At 40.6% G+C, this 21,772-nt stretch carries 21 protein-coding genes; 12 read left to right on the forward strand and 9 right to left on the reverse strand.

Annotated elements, in window-relative coordinates; genetic code table 11:
- Positions 1-32: 32 nt before the first annotated feature.
- Both IE339_RS11570 and IE339_RS11575 read left to right on the forward strand, forming a co-directional pair.
- Positions 33-335 (forward strand): hypothetical protein, encoded by a 303-nt coding sequence (locus tag IE339_RS11570; RefSeq protein WP_242176052.1) that lies wholly within the window; start codon positions 33-35, stop codon positions 333-335.
- A 108-nt stretch (positions 336-443) separates the two neighbouring features.
- A complete protein-coding gene (locus tag IE339_RS11575; RefSeq protein ID WP_242176053.1) occupies positions 444-920 on the forward strand; it encodes a GNAT family N-acetyltransferase in 477 nt (158 codons plus the stop codon).
- Positions 921-958: 38 nt separating this feature from the next.
- On the opposite strand, the gene IE339_RS11580 is transcribed toward IE339_RS11575, so the two are convergent.
- On the reverse strand, positions 959-1,420 hold the full coding sequence (locus IE339_RS11580; protein WP_242176054.1) for a hypothetical protein: 462 nt from the start codon (positions 1,418-1,420) through the stop codon (positions 959-961).
- 99 nt (positions 1,421-1,519) lie between these two features.
- Positions 1,520-2,182: an HAD family hydrolase gene (locus tag IE339_RS11585; RefSeq protein ID WP_242176056.1), complete on the reverse strand. Its 663-nt coding sequence runs from the start codon at positions 2,180-2,182 to the stop codon at positions 1,520-1,522.
- Positions 2,183-2,301: 119 nt separating this feature from the next.
- Between IE339_RS11585 and IE339_RS11590 the strand changes: the two genes are divergently transcribed.
- Positions 2,302-2,481 (forward strand): H-type small acid-soluble spore protein, encoded by a 180-nt coding sequence (locus tag IE339_RS11590; RefSeq protein ID WP_242176057.1) that lies wholly within the window; start codon positions 2,302-2,304, stop codon positions 2,479-2,481.
- A 35-nt stretch (positions 2,482-2,516) separates the two neighbouring features.
- Here IE339_RS11590 and IE339_RS11595 read toward each other — a convergent pair whose 3' ends face one another.
- The 6 genes from IE339_RS11595 to IE339_RS11620 all read right to left on the reverse strand — a co-directional run bounded on the left by IE339_RS11595 (position 2,517) and on the right by IE339_RS11620 (position 8,005).
- Positions 2,517-3,554: an anthranilate phosphoribosyltransferase gene (locus IE339_RS11595; RefSeq protein ID WP_242176058.1), complete on the reverse strand. Its 1,038-nt coding sequence runs from the start codon at positions 3,552-3,554 to the stop codon at positions 2,517-2,519.
- A gap of 96 nt (positions 3,555-3,650) precedes the next feature.
- On the reverse strand, positions 3,651-4,400 hold the full coding sequence (gene nfsA, locus IE339_RS11600; protein WP_242176059.1) for an oxygen-insensitive NADPH nitroreductase: 750 nt from the start codon (positions 4,398-4,400) through the stop codon (positions 3,651-3,653).
- A 106-nt stretch (positions 4,401-4,506) separates the two neighbouring features.
- The gene (locus IE339_RS11605) at positions 4,507-5,643 is read right to left on the reverse strand and encodes an MGDG synthase family glycosyltransferase (protein ID WP_242176060.1); all 1,137 of its coding nucleotides are present in this window, start codon (positions 5,641-5,643) and stop codon (positions 4,507-4,509) included.
- Between the two features lie 27 nt (positions 5,644-5,670).
- Positions 5,671-6,276, reverse strand: coding sequence for a DedA family protein (locus IE339_RS11610; RefSeq protein ID WP_242176061.1), 606 nt, complete (start codon positions 6,274-6,276; stop codon positions 5,671-5,673).
- Between the two features lie 37 nt (positions 6,277-6,313).
- Positions 6,314-7,006: a polysaccharide deacetylase family protein gene (locus IE339_RS11615; protein WP_242167626.1), complete on the reverse strand. Its 693-nt coding sequence runs from the start codon at positions 7,004-7,006 to the stop codon at positions 6,314-6,316.
- Between the two features lie 390 nt (positions 7,007-7,396).
- Positions 7,397-8,005 carry an alpha/beta hydrolase gene (locus tag IE339_RS11620; protein ID WP_242167628.1) on the reverse strand — a complete coding sequence of 203 codons (609 nt, stop codon included), beginning with the start codon at positions 8,003-8,005 and terminating at the stop codon, positions 7,397-7,399.
- 201 nt (positions 8,006-8,206) lie between these two features.
- Between IE339_RS11620 and IE339_RS11625 the strand changes: the two genes are divergently transcribed.
- From IE339_RS11625 to IE339_RS11640, 4 genes are all read left to right on the forward strand, one after another.
- Entirely contained in the window at positions 8,207-9,673 is a 1,467-nt protein-coding gene (locus tag IE339_RS11625) for a spore germination protein (protein ID WP_242167630.1), read from the forward strand.
- On the forward strand, positions 9,666-10,781 hold the full coding sequence (locus tag IE339_RS11630) for a GerAB/ArcD/ProY family transporter (protein ID WP_242167631.1): 1,116 nt from the start codon (positions 9,666-9,668) through the stop codon (positions 10,779-10,781). The genes IE339_RS11625 and IE339_RS11630 overlap by 8 nt, the downstream gene beginning before the upstream one ends.
- Positions 10,778-11,905, forward strand: a complete 1,128-nt coding sequence (locus tag IE339_RS11635; RefSeq protein ID WP_242167633.1) for a Ger(x)C family spore germination protein — start codon at positions 10,778-10,780, stop codon at positions 11,903-11,905. Before IE339_RS11630 ends, IE339_RS11635 begins: the two co-directional genes overlap by 4 nt.
- 85 nt (positions 11,906-11,990) lie before the next feature.
- A complete protein-coding gene (locus IE339_RS11640; protein WP_242167635.1) occupies positions 11,991-13,796 on the forward strand; it encodes a transglycosylase domain-containing protein in 1,806 nt (601 codons plus the stop codon).
- A 28-nt stretch (positions 13,797-13,824) separates the two neighbouring features.
- Here the strand turns inward: IE339_RS11640 and IE339_RS11645 are convergent, their stop codons facing one another.
- A complete protein-coding gene (locus IE339_RS11645; protein ID WP_242167637.1) occupies positions 13,825-15,150 on the reverse strand; it encodes a polysaccharide biosynthesis protein in 1,326 nt (441 codons plus the stop codon).
- Between the two features lie 239 nt (positions 15,151-15,389).
- Here IE339_RS11645 and IE339_RS11650 point away from each other — a divergent pair, with 239 nt between their 5' ends.
- The 5 genes from IE339_RS11650 to IE339_RS11670 all read left to right on the forward strand — a co-directional run bounded on the left by IE339_RS11650 (position 15,390) and on the right by IE339_RS11670 (position 21,723).
- Positions 15,390-16,085 carry a response regulator transcription factor gene (locus IE339_RS11650; protein ID WP_397428600.1) on the forward strand — a complete coding sequence of 232 codons (696 nt, stop codon included), beginning with the start codon at positions 15,390-15,392 and terminating at the stop codon, positions 16,083-16,085.
- Positions 16,082-17,092, forward strand: a complete 1,011-nt coding sequence (locus IE339_RS11655) for a sensor histidine kinase (RefSeq protein WP_242167639.1) — start codon at positions 16,082-16,084, stop codon at positions 17,090-17,092. Before IE339_RS11650 ends, IE339_RS11655 begins: the two co-directional genes overlap by 4 nt.
- A gap of 154 nt (positions 17,093-17,246) precedes the next feature.
- A complete protein-coding gene (locus tag IE339_RS11660; RefSeq protein ID WP_242167641.1) occupies positions 17,247-18,017 on the forward strand; it encodes an ABC transporter ATP-binding protein in 771 nt (256 codons plus the stop codon).
- Complete coding sequence (locus IE339_RS11665) at positions 17,992-19,902, forward strand: ABC transporter permease (protein WP_242167643.1); 1,911 nt, start codon at positions 17,992-17,994, stop codon at positions 19,900-19,902. The genes IE339_RS11660 and IE339_RS11665 overlap by 26 nt, the downstream gene beginning before the upstream one ends.
- 192 nt (positions 19,903-20,094) lie before the next feature.
- Positions 20,095-21,723 (forward strand): PAS domain-containing sensor histidine kinase, encoded by a 1,629-nt coding sequence (locus tag IE339_RS11670; RefSeq protein WP_242167645.1) that lies wholly within the window; start codon positions 20,095-20,097, stop codon positions 21,721-21,723.
- Positions 21,724-21,772: the final 49 nt, after the last annotated feature.

The following is a 21,772-nucleotide window of genomic DNA, read 5'->3' on the forward strand; positions in this document are numbered from 1 at the left end:
AAAGCATTCTGTTTCACAAGGGAGGACATAAGATGACGGAATTTTTGACACTTGGAGCGCTTACTCTCCTTGTATTGTTTACAGTGACGTATTGCCTGAGAAAACGGTTCAGAGGACAAGCTTATTTTCATTATATGCCAGCATTTATCGTCTTTTTCCTATCTTTTATGGGAATTGTAGCGGGGATTTTCATTATAAGCGGGTTTAGTGGAATGGGGATGATGTTTATCAGTCTTCCTATCAATCTTGCGAGCGTGATCATTCTATTGTTTTCAATTGTCATTGATTTCGTGCACCTTCTAAAGCAGCCATCAAAAAAAATGATCGCCAAGTAAAAGCAAAAAGATCCTATCGGTCTGTATGCTCTACTCCCAGCACATAGCAAATGTTCAGTTTATAACAAACATGGTAATATAAGTATAAAAACATAAGGGAGATTCACGATGAACATCCGTTTAGAAAAAGCGGTCACCAAAGACGCTTACTCCATCTTTAACATACAAATTGAAGCTTTCACTCCTTTGCTTCACAAATACCATGACTATCAAACTAGCCCCGCAAATGAGAGCGTTGATCGTGTATTAAAGCGCATTGAGCATGCATCAAGTGTATATTTCAAAATTATGGAAGATGATTTATTAGTCGGAGCGATTCGCGTTGTATGGAACGACACACCCTCAGCACTATGGATTAGCCCTATTTTCATCTTACCTACTTACCAGGGAAAAGGCGTTGCACAAGCGGCGATGAAGCTTGTTGAGGCCCAATTTCCACAAGCGAGGAGCTGGGAGCTTGCGACTATTCAAGAGGAAGTAGGAAACTGTTATTTATACGAGAAACTGGGCTATGTGAAAACCGGTCAAACGAAGGCGTTGAATGAGCATGCAACACTCATATTTTACAAGCGTGAATGCTCGTAAAAAAGATAAAAACTTGAGGAAAATCATCTCAAGTTTTTTTACGTCTTTCTTTTTTTCAATAGCGCTAATGATTGAAAAAGTAATCCAACGATTAACCCTGGCAGAACACAAATCATCGGAAACCAAATAGGGCCAAAAAAAATACCGTCTATATGTACTTTCGGGGCATAAAAGACGCCGGTTGTTACGATATAGGCACAAAATGCAAATGGTAAAAATGAATACGGTGGCGGTGGCGTCGCCTTTGCAAATTTAAACGCATCCCACATCGCGAAAAAATAAAGACACGGATAAAATAAAATCCATTGATAATCAATGATCATATGTGCTTCTTTCGTTTCGCCTAGAAAACTAAGTTGAATGGCTTTGTTAAAATGGGATTCTATGTTGATAATGACTTCTAATAAAACAAATAAAACCCCTTTTACGTATTGTTTATTTAGCAGTTGCCCAAATCCAGGCAGCGCAATGCTCCAGAATAACCGTTCAATTCGCTCCATCAAATCCGTCCCTTTTTACTACTTAGTGTGGAGGAAGAGATGAATTTTATGCAAACATTGTAAAAACTCCCTAACTCGTCTAGGGAGTTCCGCTCGTTCTTATACGCTTTTCTTAGAAGATAATTCATCTAACAGCTCTGATAACGTCAATTCGTCCATTGAGTGCAGCTTGTAATCATATTCATCAAACGTTAGTGAAGCCGTTGCCGGATTTGGCACAATGACCGTTTGAATTCCTGCTGCTTTTGCAGCACGCGTTCCGTTCGGTGAGTCCTCAAATGCCATTGCTTCATCTGCTGTAACCCCCAATTTTTCGAGCGCTAACGTATAAAGCTCAGGATCAGGCTTAATGTTCGTCACATGATCGCTTGTCGCTATGACTTCAAAATAATCGGCCAAGTCAAATTTAGCAAGAAATTTTGACACCCATGCGTAGTTCGAACTTGAGGCAATTGCAAGCTTATAGCCCGCTTCTTTTGCTGCTTCGATATACGCTTTAACGCCAGGACGCAAATCCTGCGTTTCCATAAAGGCCTCATGCTTTTGTTTTCTCAACATACCAATTTTGTCCATATCAAGCTTTTCGCCTACTTGTTCTTCTAAATATTCGTAATAAGCTTTATCGCTTGTTCCAACACATTTCCCCCACACCTCTAACGGTAATGTTGTTCCATACGACTCGGCAATTTCCTTGTATACGTTAAACCATGGAGATTCCGTATCTAAAATCGTTCCGTCAAAATCAAAAATAATGGCTTTCATTGATTGTTCCTCCTTTATCTACCTTATTAGTGTAACAAAACCGATCCGTTCATACACGGCTTTTATCGATTAAAATACGCCTCCATAACTCATACTAATACGCGTAGGGAGTGATAACGATGAAAGCTGGCCGCGCTCAAGAAATTATGCAAGGCAATGACTATATTCCAGTCGTATTCAACGGAAAAAATGTTATGCTACAAGAGATCAATGAACCAAAAGAAGAAGCAACTGTCTATGAATGCGACAACCATGAACACATTCAAGTTGTCCCACTAAAGAAACTTAAGGAAAAATAAGAAAGAACCGCTGATCGTACCAGCGGTTTTTTCACTTAGCTCCACTTTTTCCATTTTTCTAAATGAACAGCGCCTATCCCTGAGGCCAACTGATTTTTTGCGTACTGAATGCCCTCTTCAATGCTTTCTTCATAGCCAAATAGATAGTAGCGAAGACCCGCATTCAGTACCACCTGATTGTAATGTGGTAAAAGAGCAGCTGTCTGCTCACCTTTTAGAAGCGATCGTGTGATGTTAGCCTGCTCCTCTAGAGTCAACTGCTTCGGAAAGTTTTCTTCCTCAACGGACAATTCATAATCACCAGGTTGTACGATAAAGGAATCTGCTACACCGTTTGTCACGTGGAAAACAAAGCTGTTGCGGTGAACGGGTACATCCTCTGACCCTTCAATTCCTTGGACAATATAAGCATGCGAATAATTCATCGATGAAAAGATTGGAAGCATTTTATTAATGGCCGTCCGGTGAAAGGCACCGAGCATAATTGAACGTGATCCTGATAAATTCAGCAGTTTTTCAACCGTATTTAACACCGTTCGCACACCGATCTCTGTTCGCATCGTACGAGCACGATGAAGTGCCTCGCTGTATCTCTCTGTATCAGCAAATCCAATCTTCAGCTCTTCTAATACCGCAGCCTCATCTTCAGATGTGCGTGTAACGGGCACGCCTAACGTATGTAAAAGTGCTTTCATCGTCGTTCCATATTTCGGAGGTAGTGCATCACTGCTATGTAAAAAGGCCGGAATGCCACGAGCTGCTAGTAACAAAGAAACGGACAATGTCGCCAAAAAAGAATTTCTCCCTGCATAAGGGCCTGCAAAGTCAATCGCTTTTTCACTTAGTGCCTCCGTTAACGGTACTTTTTCCGCTGCTTCACTATAAGCTTCTACAAATGCCTGTAGCTCGTCTGCTGATTCTGTTTTAATGCGCTCTCCAATAAAAAAGGCCGTTGTTTGAATATCAGATGATACTCCTGACACGATGGCTGTTGCGGCTTCTTTTGCTTGTTCGTATGTTAAATCATGTGCCCCTCGTTTTCCTCTCGCTACTTCCTTAATCCACTGCTGCACTGCATAACTCCCTCTCTTTTATGATGTAACGTAATAATAGTATGAATTTTTAGGCAGGTCAAACAAAAAAAGAAGAGGGCTCTCCCTCTTCTTCCATTACTTCGTATCAAAATGTTTCTTTTGAACAAATTCTTTCATGTACATACGAGTTGGTTTTGAAAGCATATGAGCCATCTGACCCGTCCACGTATCGTTTCGCTCACCGTTCGTGCGCTCATGATAATAGGCCGAAATTTCATCGTCGTATTTTTTTAATTGCTGCTTGTACACGTCTTGATTCTGTTCATATTCTTCTTCATGATACACGTGCTCAAGTGGGAGACGTGGCTTCACATCTGGATCTTGAGCAGGATATCCTACTGTTAATCCGAATAAAGGAACCACATGATCAGGCGTTTTTAGCACCTCAACGACTTCGTCAAGCTGATTGCGAAGACCACCGATATAGCAAATACCTAGCCCCATTGATTCTGCCGCAACTGATGCGTTTTGTGCAGCAAGCGCTGCGTCAATTAATGCGACCATAAATTTCTCCGTACTTTGAAGTGAAGTCGATAGATCTTGATTATGCATCTCAGCGATCACGTCATGGCGATGGAAATCTGCGCAGAAAACAAAGAAATGACCATTTTCCGCTACATACGGCTGATGACCTGCAAGCTCAGCTAGCTTTTTCTTTTTTTCTTTATCTTTAATTCCAATAATCGAGTATGCTTGAACGTAGCTAGACGTAGACGCCGCCTGTGCGCTTTGAACAATTAGTTTAATTTGCTCGTCTGTTAACGGTTTATCTTCGTATTTACGAATGGATTTGTGCTGTAGTAATGTTTCAATTGTTGGATTCATTCAAAAAACTCCCTTACGAATATAATTCTTCTTTTATATTTTACGCTCTTTTTCATCTCTTCATAAACTAATGTGCTCAAAAAAAAGACCGCAACAGGGTAAACAGTTACGGTCTCGTTAAAATATGAGGAACGTTCCATTCTAATAAACGTTCGTTTAATGTCGTCACAACATCATCTGTTAACGTCATAAGATAGTTCTCAATACGTTTCATCATGCGGTTGTGCTCGACTTCATCGTCTAAAATTTCTTTTAGCTGATCCTCAAGAGGCATGAATTTATTTAAATCAATCACCAATCCTTTTTTGCGAAGGTGCTTGACGTTTATTTGCTCTTGTCCGGGTAGCGCAGAGTGAATGAAAACGGGTAGCTGTTTTCTAAACGCCTCACTAAGGGTTACTCCTCCCGCTTTGGTTACGATCGCATCAGCGGAGTCATATAAACGGTTCATCTCCTGACGAGACGTAATATAGGAATGAGCATCAATGTTAGGCTGATTCCACGACTTAATTTCTTCATAGAGCTTACGGTTTCTTCCGCATAAAACAGTATAATGAAAATATGATTCCCTTTTAAGCTCTTCAAGAAATGGACGCAGCTTCCCTAAACCAGAATTACCTCCCGCTACTAGGATGTGCGGTCGAATGCGTTTCACCTTTGAAAACGTACGTACTCGGAACGCATCGTCAACTGGGATGCCGGTAATAAAAATTTTCGATGCCGGTACTTGATGAATCTCCACTAAGTAGCGCTTTGCTTCTGTATCAGGAACGAAGTGAAAATCGATTCCCTTTTTCCCCCAAACGTCACTTACTAAAAAGTCGGTGTATACATTGGCAATCGGCACAGAAATAAGCCCTCTGCGCTTTAAACTACTTAACAGCTTGGACGGAAAGCTGTGCGTACATACGATGAGATCCGGCTGCTCCTGACGAACGAGCTGCAACATTTTTTGTTCAAAAATAATATTGCGTCTCTTCTTCCCATGTTTACCTTGTTGTTCTGGATCTGTATACATAAACGTTTTATAAAACTGTGCGTACTGTGATGGAAACAAGCGAATCCAATTCATATAGAAGGACGAAACCATTTGCTCAATGGGCTCGTTCCAGTAACTTAAAAAATCAACTTTTTTACATTCCACATTTTCTACACGGTGTAAAAAAGATGAAATTAATGCATCCGCTACTTGATGATGCCCAGACGGCATCTGAAATAACGGCAAAAATAAAATCTTTCTCAACGATTACGCCTCCCTTTCCTGCGTCACTTACTCTTTAGTTTGCTCGATTTCTCTCTGTTTTTGCTGTTTTGACCGTCGAATTGACTTCCAAATCAAGTAGATCACTACCAGCACACCAATGCCGATTCCGATATACATCACTTCAAATTTATCTCCCACATAGTAGCCGATGAGGATAAAAACTACTGTCCATACAGCGCCGCCAATGAAAGAGACAATCGTATACATACCAATCGGATAACGACTTATACCGGCAAAATAAGGAGAGAGCTGACGAATCCCAGGGATATAAAAGCCAAAAAAGATGGCCCAAATTCCATACTTATTAAATTGTTTCTCCGCTTTTTGCATACGCGGCTTGGAAAAGCCGATATATTTTCCGTATTTATACAAGAATGGAGTTCCGACGTAATAACCAATCACATACGCCACCATCATTCCTAAAAATACACCGCCAAAAGCATAAAGCATGCTTTTTGTTAAATGCAATTGATGCTTCGAAACAAAAATCCCTAGCAAAACTAAAAATGATTCTTCGGGCGCAGGAATGCCAACAATTCCACAAAATAGTATTACTAATATAACGATATATCCAAATACTTGAATATAATGTGAGACAACATCTAAATTCATCTTCTGTTCTAACCTCCAACGCTTGCAACAAAAACCCTTATGTTAGCATAGTATCAATTGTTACGCTTTTATACCCTTGTTCCACCAAATAGGGTAAATAAACCGCAAGAGCTTCTAACATCATTTCTGGTGCTTTCTCGTCAGCTCCTAGCGTTTCACCATTATCATGCAAACAGAAGATGGCTCCGTCTTCTAAAGACTGCTGAAGGCGTGAAACTAAAACATTGGATGTTGTTTTTAAGTTCCAATCCCCGAAAATACCTGTCCACATCACAATCGTCCATTTTTTTGCCACAAAAGGCGTAAATAAGTTAAAATGCCCCCAAGGCGGACGATATAAAACAGGACGAGAACCTGTGATTTTTTGGAGAGCGTCTTGGCTCGCTGTCAATTGCTTTTTTAATCCGATTGGAGATAACAACCAATTGCTTACATGTGTATGATGATGAACCCCTATGCTATGACCCCGAGCTTGCATTATGCGAATTAAATCGGGATGTTTTTGCGCATGGGCGCCCACTACAAAAAATGTGGCCTTCATCTCATACTGATCCAATAAATCTAATAATTGCGGTGTATAAAGTGGATGTGGTCCATCATCAAACGTTAAGGCAATTTGCTTATGGCCTCTTCCCTTTTTCATCACTTTCGTTGAGTACGTTCGGTAAATCCACGTAGCTCCTACTGAGTAAATCAAAAAACATAAAATAAGTGCAACAACAATATACAAAATCATTCGTTCAGAATTTACGAAATCCTTCTCTTCTTCAGAAAGAAACGTCCTAAAACTTATGACAGTGCCATAAGCTTAGCATTCTGCTTCCTCCCTTCTACGCAAACAATATATCCCACTTTTACCACAAAAAATGGTTTTCTTCAAATTCATTTCACCATAATCTCACCATATTTATGCCTTACATTACAAAATTATTTCATGGATTACAATTAATTTACCAAAAAAATCCCGCTTATTCTAGACTATTATGACATAAAAAGATGAAAGAAAGATTAAAGATTCCTTAATTATTGCGAAAAAAAAGGCGAAAAACCTTAATTTTTCTTAAGATTTTCCACCTTTTAACAAGCATTATGAATTTTTTTAGCCATTATACTTCATTTATTACTTAAACTGTTTCCCATACCACGCTTTCGCTGCTTCAATTTCCGTTCTTGTGAGCTGATGACCAAATGATTCCCAGTGAACCGTTACCTCTGCTCCTGCATCCTTCAATAAAGACGAAAGCTCGTTTGTTTCTTCAGGAAGGCAAATCGGATCATTATCCCCTGCTCCAATGAATACAGGTACGTTCGCTAATGATGGCAGTGCCACTTCACGACGAGGAACCATCGGATGCAACAAAATCGCCCCTTTTAACACATTTTCATAGTGAAACAAAAGACTTCCTGCAATATTTGCACCATTCGAGTACCCAACGGCCACGACATTTTGAGGATCAAATCCGTAGTTAGCGGCTGCTTCTTCAATAAAATCTTTTAATTCCTTTGTTCGGAATACTAGATCTTCAATATCAAATACGCCTTCTTGTAATCGTCTAAAAAACCTTGGCATCCCGTTTTCCGATACATTTCCTCTTACGCTTAAAAAAGATGCCTCAGCGTCAATCATGCCCGCGATTGGTAAAAGATCTGTTTCCGTTCCCCCTGTGCCGTGGAGAAGAAGAAAAACCGGTTTCGTTTCGTCTGTTCCTTTTTGGAAAATATGCTTCATTGTATACTTCATCCTTTCTCAGTATGCTGGCAAAACGATCATTTATCTCGAATTAAAGATATCTACTTTGATTATACGGATGATTCCCTCATTTGTAAACACTTCAACTAAAGAATCTCGAAATAAGAATATATTTGTGTGCATGGTTTTCCATATATTTCTCATACTACCTATAAAAGCACTGGTGAAAGGAGGAATTTCATGTCGTCTACACAATCTGATTTTACGCTCGATTACACTCAAAACCTGCAAATGATTTACGATGAAATTGGACCAACATCTGATTTACGAACGAGATTTATCGAGCATGAAAAATTTCAAGCGGCCATCGTGTTTTTAGAAACACTCGTCGCAGAAGAAAAAATTGAGCAAACCGTCTTACTACCCATTACCATTCATTCGTCGCAAAGCTTTGTGGAAAGCATCATTACATCCAACTTAAAATCTACGGTTTCCTTTCAAAAATGTATTGATGCGATGATTGAAGGATATGCGATTATTACGATCAATAATGACGAACACGTGTATCTCGTTGGTGCTAGTAAAGGCAACAATCGTACAATAACTGAACCAGATAACGAAAAGGTACTGCGCGGATCGCATCAAGGGTTCATTGAAGACATTCATACAAATCTTCAGCTTATCCGTCAAGGGATCCAAGATAAAAACTTAATGATTAATTATTATACGATTGGAAAAAAAACAAAAAGTAAGATATCTATGGTGTATATGAAAGATATTGCGCAAGAAGAACTTGTAGAAGAGGTTAAAACGAGAATAGATTCCATTGATGTCGACATGATGTTCTCGCCTGGATACATGAGTGAATTTATCGAAGATACGCAGTGGTCACCCTTTCCGCAAATTTTAATTACTGAGAGACCTGACCGAACTATCGCTCACCTGATGGAAGGACGCGTCATTATTTTTGGTGGAGGCAGTCCCTCTGCTTTAATTATGCCAGCCAACTTCTTTTCCTTTTATCAGTCACCTGATGATTATAACAGCCGCTTTTTAACGGGCTCCTTTTACCGAATTATTCGTCTCATTAGCTTTGTAATCGCCATCACGCTACCGTCAATTTACATCGCAACCGTTTCGTTTCACTTTGAAGTCATTCCAGAAAGTTTATTATTACCGGTAAAAGGTTCATTAGAAAATTTGCCGTATCCTCCTCTCGTCGAAGCTCTTTTAATGGAATTGACGATTGAACTTATTCGTGAAGCTGGAATACGTCTCCCAAGCTCTATTAGTGCCACGATCGGGATTGTGGGAGGACTCGTTATTGGTGATGCAGTAGTGGCTGCTGGAGTCGTCTCGACAACAATGCTCATTATCGTAAGCTTGACCGCTGTTTCATCCTATGTCGTCCCTTCTCCTGAAATGAATACGGCTATACGAATTTTGCGCTTTCCATTGATGATTGCGGCGACGGTATTAGGCTATCTAGGGATTGTATTTGGTCTTATGATCTTGCTCATTCACTTGTGTAAATTAGAGGCCTTTAACTCTCCTTATTTCTCGCCATTAGCACCGTTTCACTGGAAGGAATTAAAAGACACGTTCATTCGTGCGCCAATTTGGAAGCTAAATAAACGACCAAGTGATGCACAGCCGCAGCAGCAAACAAAAGAAGAAAACTCTAGAAAGTGGAAACAAGATGAATAATCCAGAAACGCAAAGTCGAAAAGCCACCTTGACACCGCTTCAAGTGACCGCCTTTATCATTCAAACACAGGTTGGCGTAGGATTACTCGCGCTTCCTAGTCAGCTACATGAAAAGGCAAAGTCGGATGCATGGATTTCGGTTCTTATTGCTGGACTGTGCGTTCAACTACTTATTTTTTTATTTTATTTTTTAATTAGGCGCTTTCCGCATGCAAACTTGTTTGATATGGCACAGCTTATTCTTGGGAAAGTATTTGGAAAAGCACTCAATATTGTATTCGCTTTGTATTTTATTTGTGTTGCAGCATATGTGCTTTCAATGTTCAACTACATCATTCAGCTTTGGCTATATGAAAATACGCCGCAGTGGTTTTTTAAAGTACTTGTTGTCTTAACATCCCTCTATTTGATTAAAGATCGTATTAAAGTAATTGCGCGCTTTTATGTGCTTATGTGTTCGTTACTCATTGTCCTTGTACTCATTATCATTAACGCATATCAGCACGTAAACTTTTTATATCTGATGCCTTTTGGTCAAAGCGGATTTACACATATTTTAAGCGGTTCAAAAGAAGCGGTGATGGCGATGCTAGGTTTTGAAACCCTGCTGGTCATTCATAACCAAAGTCATGCGACACAAAAACAAAAGCTTATTGCCGGTACAATCGGTACCTTAATCGTGACTCTTTTCTATACCTTTTTAGTGATTACATGTCTCGTTTTTTTCAGTCCCGATGAAATTCCGCTAATTCCTCAGCCGGTTTTATATGTGCTAAAGTCACTGAGCTTTACGTTTATTGAACGAATTGACGTGATCTTTTTGACGATTTGGGTTATTTCCGTTACGACTTCATACATGAGCTTTGTATATACAGCGTCTCTTTCATTAGAGAGTATTTTTAAGAAGAAGCATACGTTCTTTATTTGGATATTAGGCGCGTTAAGTTTCGTTCTCTCTCTGATGCTAAGAAACGTGTTGCAAATTAAAGCCTTTGGAAACTTTATTAATTTGGGCGGACTTGTTTGTTTTGTAGGAGTTCCGATTTTTCTCTACATAGTGGCCGTTCTCTTTAAGAAACGTCAGCCTCATAAGGAGTCATCAACATGAAAAAAGCAATGCTCAGCTTATTTTCGATCCCATTGCTCTTTTTAGCTGGGTGCTGGGATCAACAACTATTAAAAGACACGAAATTGTTATATGCAGTTGGAATGGATTTAGCCGAGGATAATAAAGTAAAGCTCACCACCTCCATTCCAAGCATTATGAGCGCAAGTGGACAAGGACCGCCGCAGCTTGAGAGCATTGTGTATAGCTCGATTGGCCCTTCCGTTCGAGGTAGTCGCAATACGTTGGACCGAACTATTTCAGAACAAATCAACACGAGTAAAAACCGAGTGGTGATCGTCAGTAAAGAAATTGCCAAAAAGGATTTGTATGCTTATCTAGACGTGTACTATCGAGACCCAATGAGCAACCTTGCCGCAAAGATTATCATTGCTGATGGAAAAGCTGGTGATTTTTTGCGCATACAACCAAAGTCTGAACCTATTACAAGTAAGTATATTAGTGATCTTATTACAAGTGCTGAGCAAGTAGCGATGATACCAGAGCTGAACATTCAGTACTTATGCTCGCGCCTGTTTGACCCAGGTGCTGATGCGCTTGTTCCCTATGTAGTGAAAATGCCAAATAATCAAACATTAAAAATTAATGGTTTAGCGATGTTTAATGAAACCAAATATAAAGGCTATTTAAAAAGTGATGAATCCATGCTCTTTACACATTTAGCGGATGAAAACAGTACAATGAACGGACGCATTACGAAAAAAGTATTCAAAGATTCAAAAACAAAGATTAATGACTATGTGACCGTAAACATAGAAAAATCAAAGCGTCACCTCGACATCCATTTCACTCCTGACCATGAGATTGACGTAGATTTAACCTTAAATTTCGAAGTGAGCTTAATTGAATACCCACGACAGCACGTCATGGATCCGAGCGGCATCTCAGATATGAACGCGCGTTTAACGAAAGCATTCACAAAGGACGCAAAAAAAGTGATTACGAAGCTGCAAGAAGCGGACTGTGATGGCTTAGGAATTGGGCGTCGGATTATGGCCTTTTACCCTGATGAGTGGAAAAAACTCAACTGGGAGGAAGACTATCCGCGCGTTCACTTTCGTACAAAGGTGAACGTAAGCGTAGTTGAAAGTGGAATTTTGAGCTAAATGAAAGAAGATCTCTCGCTTGGTTCATACTACGTATAACAAGCTCTTCTCTCACATAGAGAAAATCTATTGCAACGAGGTTACTATGAGAAAAATTTCATTGTTTCTAGTTATGGTTGGGTTCGTCACGTTGCTACTGTCAGGCTGTTCCTTTCAAACTATTCGGGATATCCGACATATTGACGCGAAAAAGCTAGCGGCCGCTGAGAGTACCGTCTTATACGATAAAGACGGCGACGAAATCGACAAACTCTATACAACGGTTCCCCGCGAGAATGTGGATTTAAGCGATTTGCCTGATTATGTTCGCATGGCGTTTATCTCTACAGAAGATAAGCGGTTTTATGATCATGGCGGCATTGATTTTAAAGGTATCTTCCGCGCGACGACCAAAAACATCGTCACGTTTAGTAAAGCAGAAGGAGCGAGTACCATTACCCAGCAGCTCGCTCGAAATTTATTTTTAACGAATGAAAAGACCTTCACACGAAAGTTTAAAGAGGTAATCCTCTCTTATGCGTTGGAAAATAAGCTATCCAAAGATCAAATTCTCGAATTGTACTTAAATCAAGTGTACTTTGGAAGCGGCGTATACGGCATTGGAGCTGCATCAAAGCTTTACTTCCAAAAAGATGCGAGTGACCTGAGCGTGAGCGAAGCAGCCATTCTAGCAGGACTACCGAAGGCTCCGAGTAAATATTCGCCAAGCAACGATCCAAAGCTCACCAAACAGCGCCGGGATGTCGTTCTTCAACTTATGTATAATAGTGGGGTCATTACTGAGGGGCAATTAAAAGATGCGAAAAACGAAGACATCGAACAAGTAAGCGTTCCGTCAAAACAACAAAGTCCGAATCAAGCTTTTATTGATTACATTGTAAAAGATGCAAATAAAACATATGGGGTGACAAGTGCAGCCCTGTATAAGGGTGGCTACAAAATTTACACTGATTTTGACCCTGACCTACAAAAATCCCTCAACGGAGCCGTTGATCAATTTTATTTTTCAGATGACCGTTCTGATCAAAAAGTCGAAATTGGTGCAGCCGCTCTTAATCCAAAAAACGGGATGATTCAAGCAATGTACGGCGGGCGAAGCTATAAGCAAAATGGGCTAAATCGGGCCACTGTTCCTTATCAGCCAGGCTCTTCCATTAAACCACTGGCTGTCTATGCCCCTGCACTCGAGACAAATGATTGGACTCCTGACTCAACCTTAAAGGATGAGCGTGGAACCGACTTTAATGGCTATAAGCCAAAAAATGCTGGAAGCGAATATTTTGGAAAAGTAACGGTAGAAGAAGCGCTTGTGCGATCGTTGAATGTGGCAACCGTGACTCTCCTAAATGAAATCGGAGTCAGCAAAGGCTACGACTTTGTCACCGAGAGCGGCATTCCGTTAGATAAAGGAGATAAAAACCTTTCGCTTGCGCTAGGTGGACTAACAAAGGGCGCTTCTCCTCTCCAAATGGCACAGGCTTATACTACCTTTGCCAATGATGGAGTCCTTGAAGAAACGCGTGCGATTAAAAAAATTGTATTTCCAGATGGCGTCATTCAATCGAAAGAACTACAAACGAAAGAGATGATGAGCAAAGAACATGCCGATCAAATGAATGAAATGCTGATGAAAGTAGTCGATAAATCATACGGAACGGGTCATCGCGCGCAACTTTATAACGAAGATGTTGCGGGTAAAACTGGCACAACGCTCTGGCAATCATCAAACCGTGTCGCCAATAAAGACGCGTGGTTCGCTGGTTATACAGACAAGCATCTGCTCGTTATTCATGCTGGATTTGACCGGACCGATGATACCCACTATCTCCGCAGCGGCGGCGGTGACGTACCTGCTCGAATTTTCCGCAACACGTTGAGAAGTTTGCCGTAATAAAAAATCCCACAATCACGTGGGATTTTTACGTTTTCTTCGCGCGCCATAAAATTAGGGTGACCCCAATGGCTCTACACACCGTCACGTAATGAAGCAACATGAGGAGGACTGCTCCTGCATTGAGACCCATGATGATGCCGTGCATGCCGATTTCTTGCTGAGAGCCAAGCAGATAAATCATGCCGAATGAGATAATGTGTGCCCAAATCGTATGATATAACCCATCTTTTACAAGTCCTAGTCCGATTAAATAAGCCTGCAGTGGAATTGAAAAATAATGAAAAAGAAAAAATGGCCACAGGTTTTGTAAATAATAGACCGCTTCCGTTGAGTGAAAAAACAAATTCGTTAACGGATGAGCAAATACATACATCACAACAACCGACGGGATGCCATATGTAAAGGTCATCTTCATACACTGTTGAAGAAGTTCTTGAAGTTTTGCTGAATCTTGTTTAATCTGAGCCTCGGATACGGCTGGGATGAGCGCAACGAGAATAGAGTGCGCAAAAAAGGCCGGAAAGAACCCGATCGTTGCCGCTACCCCCATTAAAATACCGAAGTGCTGCGTCGCAACACTCATGCTCATCCCAGATAGAACTAGTGCTTTTTTGATTAAAAATGGCTGGATGGCATTGGCTAAGGCATTGAACAGACGAAGACCTGTCGTTGGAAGCGAGACAGCCAAAAGCTTATGACGAATTTCCTTCGGTTGAAGCGTTGGGCGATGTGATTTTGTAATGACGTTTAGTGAGGTAAAATACGAAAAGAAAAAATAGATTAAAATAACCGCCTCAGTGCCAACGAGTGCCCCTACTGCCGCAAGCATGGAAAGCTCGGCACTCTCAAAAGAGAACGTGCGAAACAACAAGAAAAGGAGCGTGAGCTGAACGGCTTTGCGAATAAAATTAGATACGGCAATCGTTGTCATTCTGTTTTTCCCTGTAAAATAGCCACGTAATATCGCAGAAAACGCGACAATGGGAATAAAAATGAGCACAATTCGATTGAGCATCGGGTGATAATGCGAAAGAACCGGAAAGCTAAATACGACTACAGCCGTTAGGCAAAAGAAAATGATGGTCATAAATAAGGCAAACCTCGTCGCATGTTTCATCATATGACGATGCTCTTTTCGATCATGCTCTGCGATAAATTTAGCGATGGAAATAGGAAACTCAAGACTCGCGACGGTTGCGATTAAGAAAATAATCGGTAGCACCGACATGTAAATCCCCATACCCTCTTTCCCTAATTCTCTTGCTAAAATCATGTTTACTAAAAACTCTACTAGCTCCCCTAAAAAGGCAGCAAATGCTAGTACGAACGTTCCTTTTAAAAATGCGTTCATAAACGAATCTCCCTTATCAACTTCCTTACTCTATGTATATGTCACGTCCTTAAAAAAAGGACAAGAATTCGCAAGGAACACTATATAGACAAAACAGAGTGTCTTTTAGATAGGTATTTAGACCTACAAAAACAAAGCGAGAGGATATTTTTAACAATTATTATTTCGTCCCCCTTCTTCTTTTGCTACAATAGCGTGAGACATACTTATTAGACATCGATTGAGAGGAGATAATACATATGATTATGGTTGTTGAGGATGATCCGAAAATTTGTGATCTTCTTCTATCACACTTACAAAAATATGGACTGGAGGCGAGCTGTGCCATCTCGTTCGACAATGTGATGCATGATTTTCATCGCCTTCAGCCTGAACTCGTTTTACTAGATGTGAACTTACCAAAGTTTGATGGATACTACTGGTGCCGCCAAATTCGGATGGTTTCAAACTGCCCTATTATGTTCATTTCGGCTCGTGACGGCAAGATGGATCAAGTGATGGCGCTTGAGAACGGTGCTGATGACTATATCACAAAGCCATTTGATTACGATATCGTTCTCGCAAAAATCCGAAGCCACTTGCGACGCGCATACGGTACATATGCTTCTCCGACAGGCGAGCGTACAGTTGAGGCACATGGCCTCACTCTCTTTCCAGAGCGATTGGAATTGACCTTTGGCGAGCAGCGGTTAGAAGTGAGTCACACCGAAATGAAGCTTTTTGAGGCTTTAATGGATCGTCTTGAGCTAGTCGTCAGCCGCGATCGCCTGCTCGAGAAAATTTGGGACGATCAGCCGTTTGTGGATGACAATACGCTGAACGTGTATATGACGCGAGTGAGAAAAAAACTCAAGGAGCTTGGCATTGACGGAGCCATTGAAACAGTTCGCGGCGCTGGCTACATGATGAAGCCAACGTGGAGATCTCAGCCATGAAGCTATTTTTGCGGGAGCACCTCCCTCTTACGATTTTTTTTCTTGTTCAGGTAGCCATTACAAGCCTCATCTATTGGTTAGACAATAGCCACCGTTACTCAACCATTTGGTACGCGGCGCTAATTAGCTTTGTGTTGTATGGTACTTATTTAACGTTTCGTTATATGACGCACCGAAAGTTTTATGCGCGCCTTTCAACAAAATTAACTCATTTGGATGAAAGCATTGCCGATTACGGAGATAGTCCACTAAGCACCGAGCTTCACGAGCTTCTTCAAAGTCAGTACAGTCACTTTCAAAATAATACCCATTCTTTAAAGGCCAAGCTCGACCAGCACATTACCTTTATTAACCAATGGGTCCACCAAATGAAAACGCCCGTTTCTGTTGTTCATCTCATTCTTCAAAAGGAAGATCACCCTGCTTTTGATAGCATTCAAGATGAAATGGATCGAATAAAAAAAGGACTCGATACGATTTTATATACGGCTCGCCTTGAGACTTTCTCTCGTGATTTTAAAGCCGAAACGGTGCCGCTCGCAGCACTTGTGTCCTCCATCACCTCTGAGCAAAAGCGCTTATTCATTCGCAATCGCGTCTTTCCGAGCGTAGATATCAACCCGAGTATCGTTGTTGCTTCTGATACAAAATGGCTCTCTTTTGTGCTCATTCAACTATTAACAAATGCGGTGAAATATTCGGCAGAACGCAGTCAAAAAATTTCTATTCAAGCCTTTCATCGCGGCAAGCAAGTGGCACTCGAAATTAGAGATGAAGGCGTAGGAATTCCGCCGCAAGATTTAAAACGGGTATTTGATCCTTATTTTACGGGTGAAAACGGGCGAAAATATCAGGAATCAACGGGAATGGGACTCTATCTTGCAAAAGAAATCTGTAAGCAGCTTAATCACCGAATAGAATTAGAGTCAAAAGTAGACGTCGGGACAACCGTCCGCCTCATTTTCCAAGAAGACTTAGGAGGAACGGATTCCCCATCTTCAAGGTAGCGCTCCCTGCTACCTTTTTTCATTTTCCCTTTCTTACAAAACTGTAAGGTGACTGTAAGGATAACAGATGGTACTTCTATAGCTCTTTTGGCTACAATAGAGATAGATTTTAAAGAACTTAACACGCGCACAAAGCGAAAGGAGATTGTACACAATGTCAGTATTAGATGTTCGTCATTTATCAAAAATTTATGAAGGAAAGGTGTCTTATAAAGCGCTTGATAACATTAACTTTACGGTGGATAAAGGAGAATTTGTCGGCATTATGGGGCCATCTGGGAGCGGGAAAACGACGTTACTTAACATGGTCTCAACCATTGATTCACCAACATCTGGTGAAGTAACCGTAAATGGTCAAAACCCACATCACTTAAAAAAGAATGATATTGCGCTTTTCCGCCGCCGTAAGCTTGGATTTGTTTTTCAATATTTTAACCTTTTGGATACGTTAACGGTTGAAGAAAACATCATTCTACCTCTTACATTGGATGGTGTCAGCGTCAGTGAAATGAACAAGCGACTCGTTGATATTACGAAAAAACTGGGTATTGATCAAATTTTGAAAAAGCGTACGTATGAAATCTCGGGTGGACAAATGCAGCGAACTGCGATTGCTCGAGCGATGATTCACAAGCCTGAGCTCCTTCTTGCAGACGAACCAACTGGAAATCTTGATTCAAAATCGTCAAAAGACGTAATGGAAACGCTCGAGCACCTAAATCAATCAGAAGGTTCTACCATGATGATGGTTACACATGATGCGTTAGCTGCTAGCTACTGCAGCCGTGTCATTTTCATTAAAGATGGACAGCTATACAATGAAATTTATCGAGGTGCAAATCGACAAGCATTTTTCCAACAAATTATCGACATGCTTTCGGTGTTAGGCGGTGATGCACATGAACTTTCGACAGCTCGTTATTAAAAACGTGTTCAGAAATAAGCGGACATATGCCGCTTATTTCTTGAGCAGCGCCTTCTCTGTATCGGTTTTTTTCATCTATTCTCTATTCATCTTTCATCCTGACGTGAAATCGGGCGTTAACGGTGGGATTGCTATTCAAGGAATGAAAGCAGCGGAGTACATTATTTATGTATTTTCATTCTTTTTTGTTCTTTATTCGGTCAGCGCCTTCTTAAAATCTAGAAAAAAAGAATTTGGGATTTTTATTATGAATGGCATGTCTAAACGACAGCTAAATACGATGGTTTTTCTTGAAAATATGCTCATTGGAATTGCCTCGTTAATTGCCGGGATTTTATCAGGAATTGTCTTTGGAAAGCTCTTCTTAATGATGGGTGCGAACATTTTAGAAATTGATTATTTATCGTTCCAGCTCCCTGCTCGATCACTTACACTCACCATTGGCTCATTTATGATCTTATTTTTCATTATCTCATTATTTACGAGTTTATTTGTGCGAACAAACAAGTTAATCGATTTGTTTCAAGGCAGTCAAAAGCCAAAAAAAGAACCGAAATCATCGATTCTGTTATCCCTACTTGCTGCCGTTCTTTTAGGTGGTGGCTACTACCTTGCCGCAACGTCTACCGTTTTGACGATCGGTTTTCGCTTCTTTCCGGTTATTATTATGGTCATTATCGGGACGTATTTCCTTTATACGCAGCTTAGTATTTTTCTCTTAAAAATGGTGAAGAAAAATAAAACGTTCTACTGGAACAAAACGAACGTGATTGTTATTTCTGACCTCGTCTACCGCATGAAAGACAATGCCCGGATGTTTTTTCTTGTAACGGTTGTGTCCGCTACGTCCTTTTGTGCAGTCGGAACGCTCGTTTCGTTTACAGTGACAGGCGATGAATACCACCTTAACTACCCTTATGCCGTTTCCTACTATTCAGCAGAGCAAAATCAGGAAAAGGATAAACATCTCAGCATCATTGAGCATGACCTTGATAAACAAGGACTAGCTTACAAAAAGAACGAAATCGTCTTGAAGAAAGCCGTGATTCACATGAAAAACGGAAATAAAAACGGCCAAACCGTGACCGTTTTATCAGAGCAAAACTTTAATCAGCTCGCTCGCCCTCTTGATGTGAAACCTATTCATATCAAGAAACATGATGCTTACTTTGTTCAATCTTCTTCGATGATGGGAGGAAACGATGAGAAAAAAGGCAGCATTTCCATTGAAGGACAAACTTCTAAGCTGGATTCACGAGGGTACGTGAAAAAAATCGTTCTGCCTGCTTATCAAAATGATTATTTGCAGCTCGTTGTTTCAAACGAAACGTATGATTCATTAACATCATCTGCTCCCCTACGCACCTACACGGGGTATTACGTAAAGGACTGGAAGGATACAAAAGGAATTGGAGCTGCGATCAAAAAACAGTTAGAGCCAATGTCTGATGCTCCGTTTAACTACGTTTCGTCAGGAGACGCTTACGCTCAAACGATGCAATTGTATAAAATGATGCTATTTGTCGTGTTGCTCGTAGGCTGTGTATTCTTCATTGCGGCTGGAAGTTTCCTTTATTTCAGACTGTATACAGACTTGGAGTACGACAAACGACAGTATGCAACCATTTCTCGTGTCGGCTTAACAATGAAGGAACTGAATAAAATTATTACGACACAGCTTTCCCTGTTATTTTTCATTCCCATCATCATCGCCGTGATTCACAGCGTGTTTGCGTTTATGGCGTTACAAAGCTTTTTCTCACTGTCCATCGCGAGCAGAACGGGCATTGTGCTAGGCGCCTTTGCGCTGTTTCAAATTATCTATTTTCTGATCATTCGATCTCGTTATCTGTTTCATATTAAAAAAGGGATTTTTACCGCTTAATTACTTGCACTCAGGGCTGCTATCTTGCTCTGAGTGTTTTTGTATGGCTATGGCATAAAATAATTTTGATAAAAAGACTCGATTGATGCACAAAATAAGATGATTAATCATGAAAGTGGTCATTTTTCCCTTTGTTTTTTTCTACTATACAACTTAAAATAGGATTGATTGAACGAACGAAAGGACTAGTTTATGGGAAAATTAAAAATTACGCTACTCTATGTACTGGTTGGAGTTACTTGGCTGTATGTGACAGATGACCTTGTCAGCGCTTCAGTTGATCAAGACACTCTCCAACTTCTTCAAAGCGTCAAAGGATATGTATTTGTTGGCGCCTCTGCTTTGTTTTTATACCTCTATTTGCATCGGAAAGAGAAATTTTCAAAACTTCAAGAAGAAGAAGAACGATTATCTACCCTGATCAACTCCATGGTCGATTTCGTTAATTTTAAAGACGGAGAAGGTCGGTGGATTGAAGCAAATGATTTTGGTTTAGAGCTTTTTCACCTCCAAGACATTCCATATAAAGGGAAAACAGATCAACAGCTTGCGACATACTCTCCCAACTTTTCAGAAGCGCTTCAAGCCTGTACAGGCAGTGATGAGCAGGTATGGAAGAACGGAAAGGTAACACGATTTGAAGAAAAGATCCCACTACCAGACGGCACGTACAAAACGTTTGATACGATTAAAGTCCCTCTCTTTATGCATGACGGATCACGTAAGGGTCTAGTCATTATTGGGCGTGATATTACACAGCGCGTTGAAATGGAAAATCGCTTAAATGAAAGCGAACAAAAATACAAATCACTATTCGATTACAATCCTGAACCCGTTTTTATGATGGATCTCACTGGTCGCATACAAGACGTTAATACCCAATTTTTAAACGCACTCGGTTATACATATGAAGAACTTATGGGGCACCCTGTTTGTCGTCTTCTAAAGAAAGTAACGGCTTCTGAAGTGCAAAAGATTATTCGCAAAATCGTCACAAGTCGAAAAGGAACGCGAAATGGAGATGTACAGTTTCTCAATCAAGGCGGACAGTCGGTGTTACTTCATTGCACCTCCGTTCCAATGATTGTGGATGACGAAATCAAAGGCGTTATTTGCTATGGAAAAGATGTCACCGGTATCCGCGAAACACAGGAACGTCTGCGAAAAAGTGAAAAGCTATCTGTTGTAGGTGAGCTTGCAGCAAGTGTGGCACACGAAGTACGAAACCCGCTTACTTCTTTAAAAGGATTTGTTCAGTTATTAGAACAAGAAGATGAAAAGCACCAACATTACTATAGCATTATGCTCGATGAGTTAAATCGGATTAATCGGATTGTCAGTGAGCTTCTTATGTTAGCCAAACCTCAAGAAACCCCTCTTTCTCGCTGTAATATCTTCGATTTATTAATTGGCGTTAAAAATTTGATGGATTCGCAGGCTCATTATTACGGAGCATCCATTGATGTAAGCTATAGCGGTGAAGGTCCTTCCCTAATATTAGGCGAAACGGATCAGTTGAAACAGATTTTTATTAACTTAATCAAAAATGCAGTGGAAGCTTCCGCTACAAAAGTAGATATTCGAATTATGAAACAGGAAGGAAGCATTCAAATTATCGTGCAAGACAACGGAATAGGAATTGAAAAAGATCGGATCAAGCATCTCGGCGAACCATTTTATTCTTCCAAAGAAAAAGGAACGGGGCTGGGACTTACCATTACGCACCGGATTATTCATTCGCACGGGGGAACAATTCAATATGAAAGTGAAGTCGGCAGCGGGACAACCGTTGTTGTGACGTTTCCTGCAAAACACGCTTAAAAAGAGCCTTGCATTCTAACGATAGAATGCAAGGCTCTTTTGCTAGGAC

It is taken from the genome of Priestia koreensis, from assembly GCF_022646885.1.
GTDB classification, from domain to species: Bacteria; Bacillota; Bacilli; order Bacillales; family Bacillaceae_H; genus Bacillus_AG; species Bacillus_AG koreensis_A.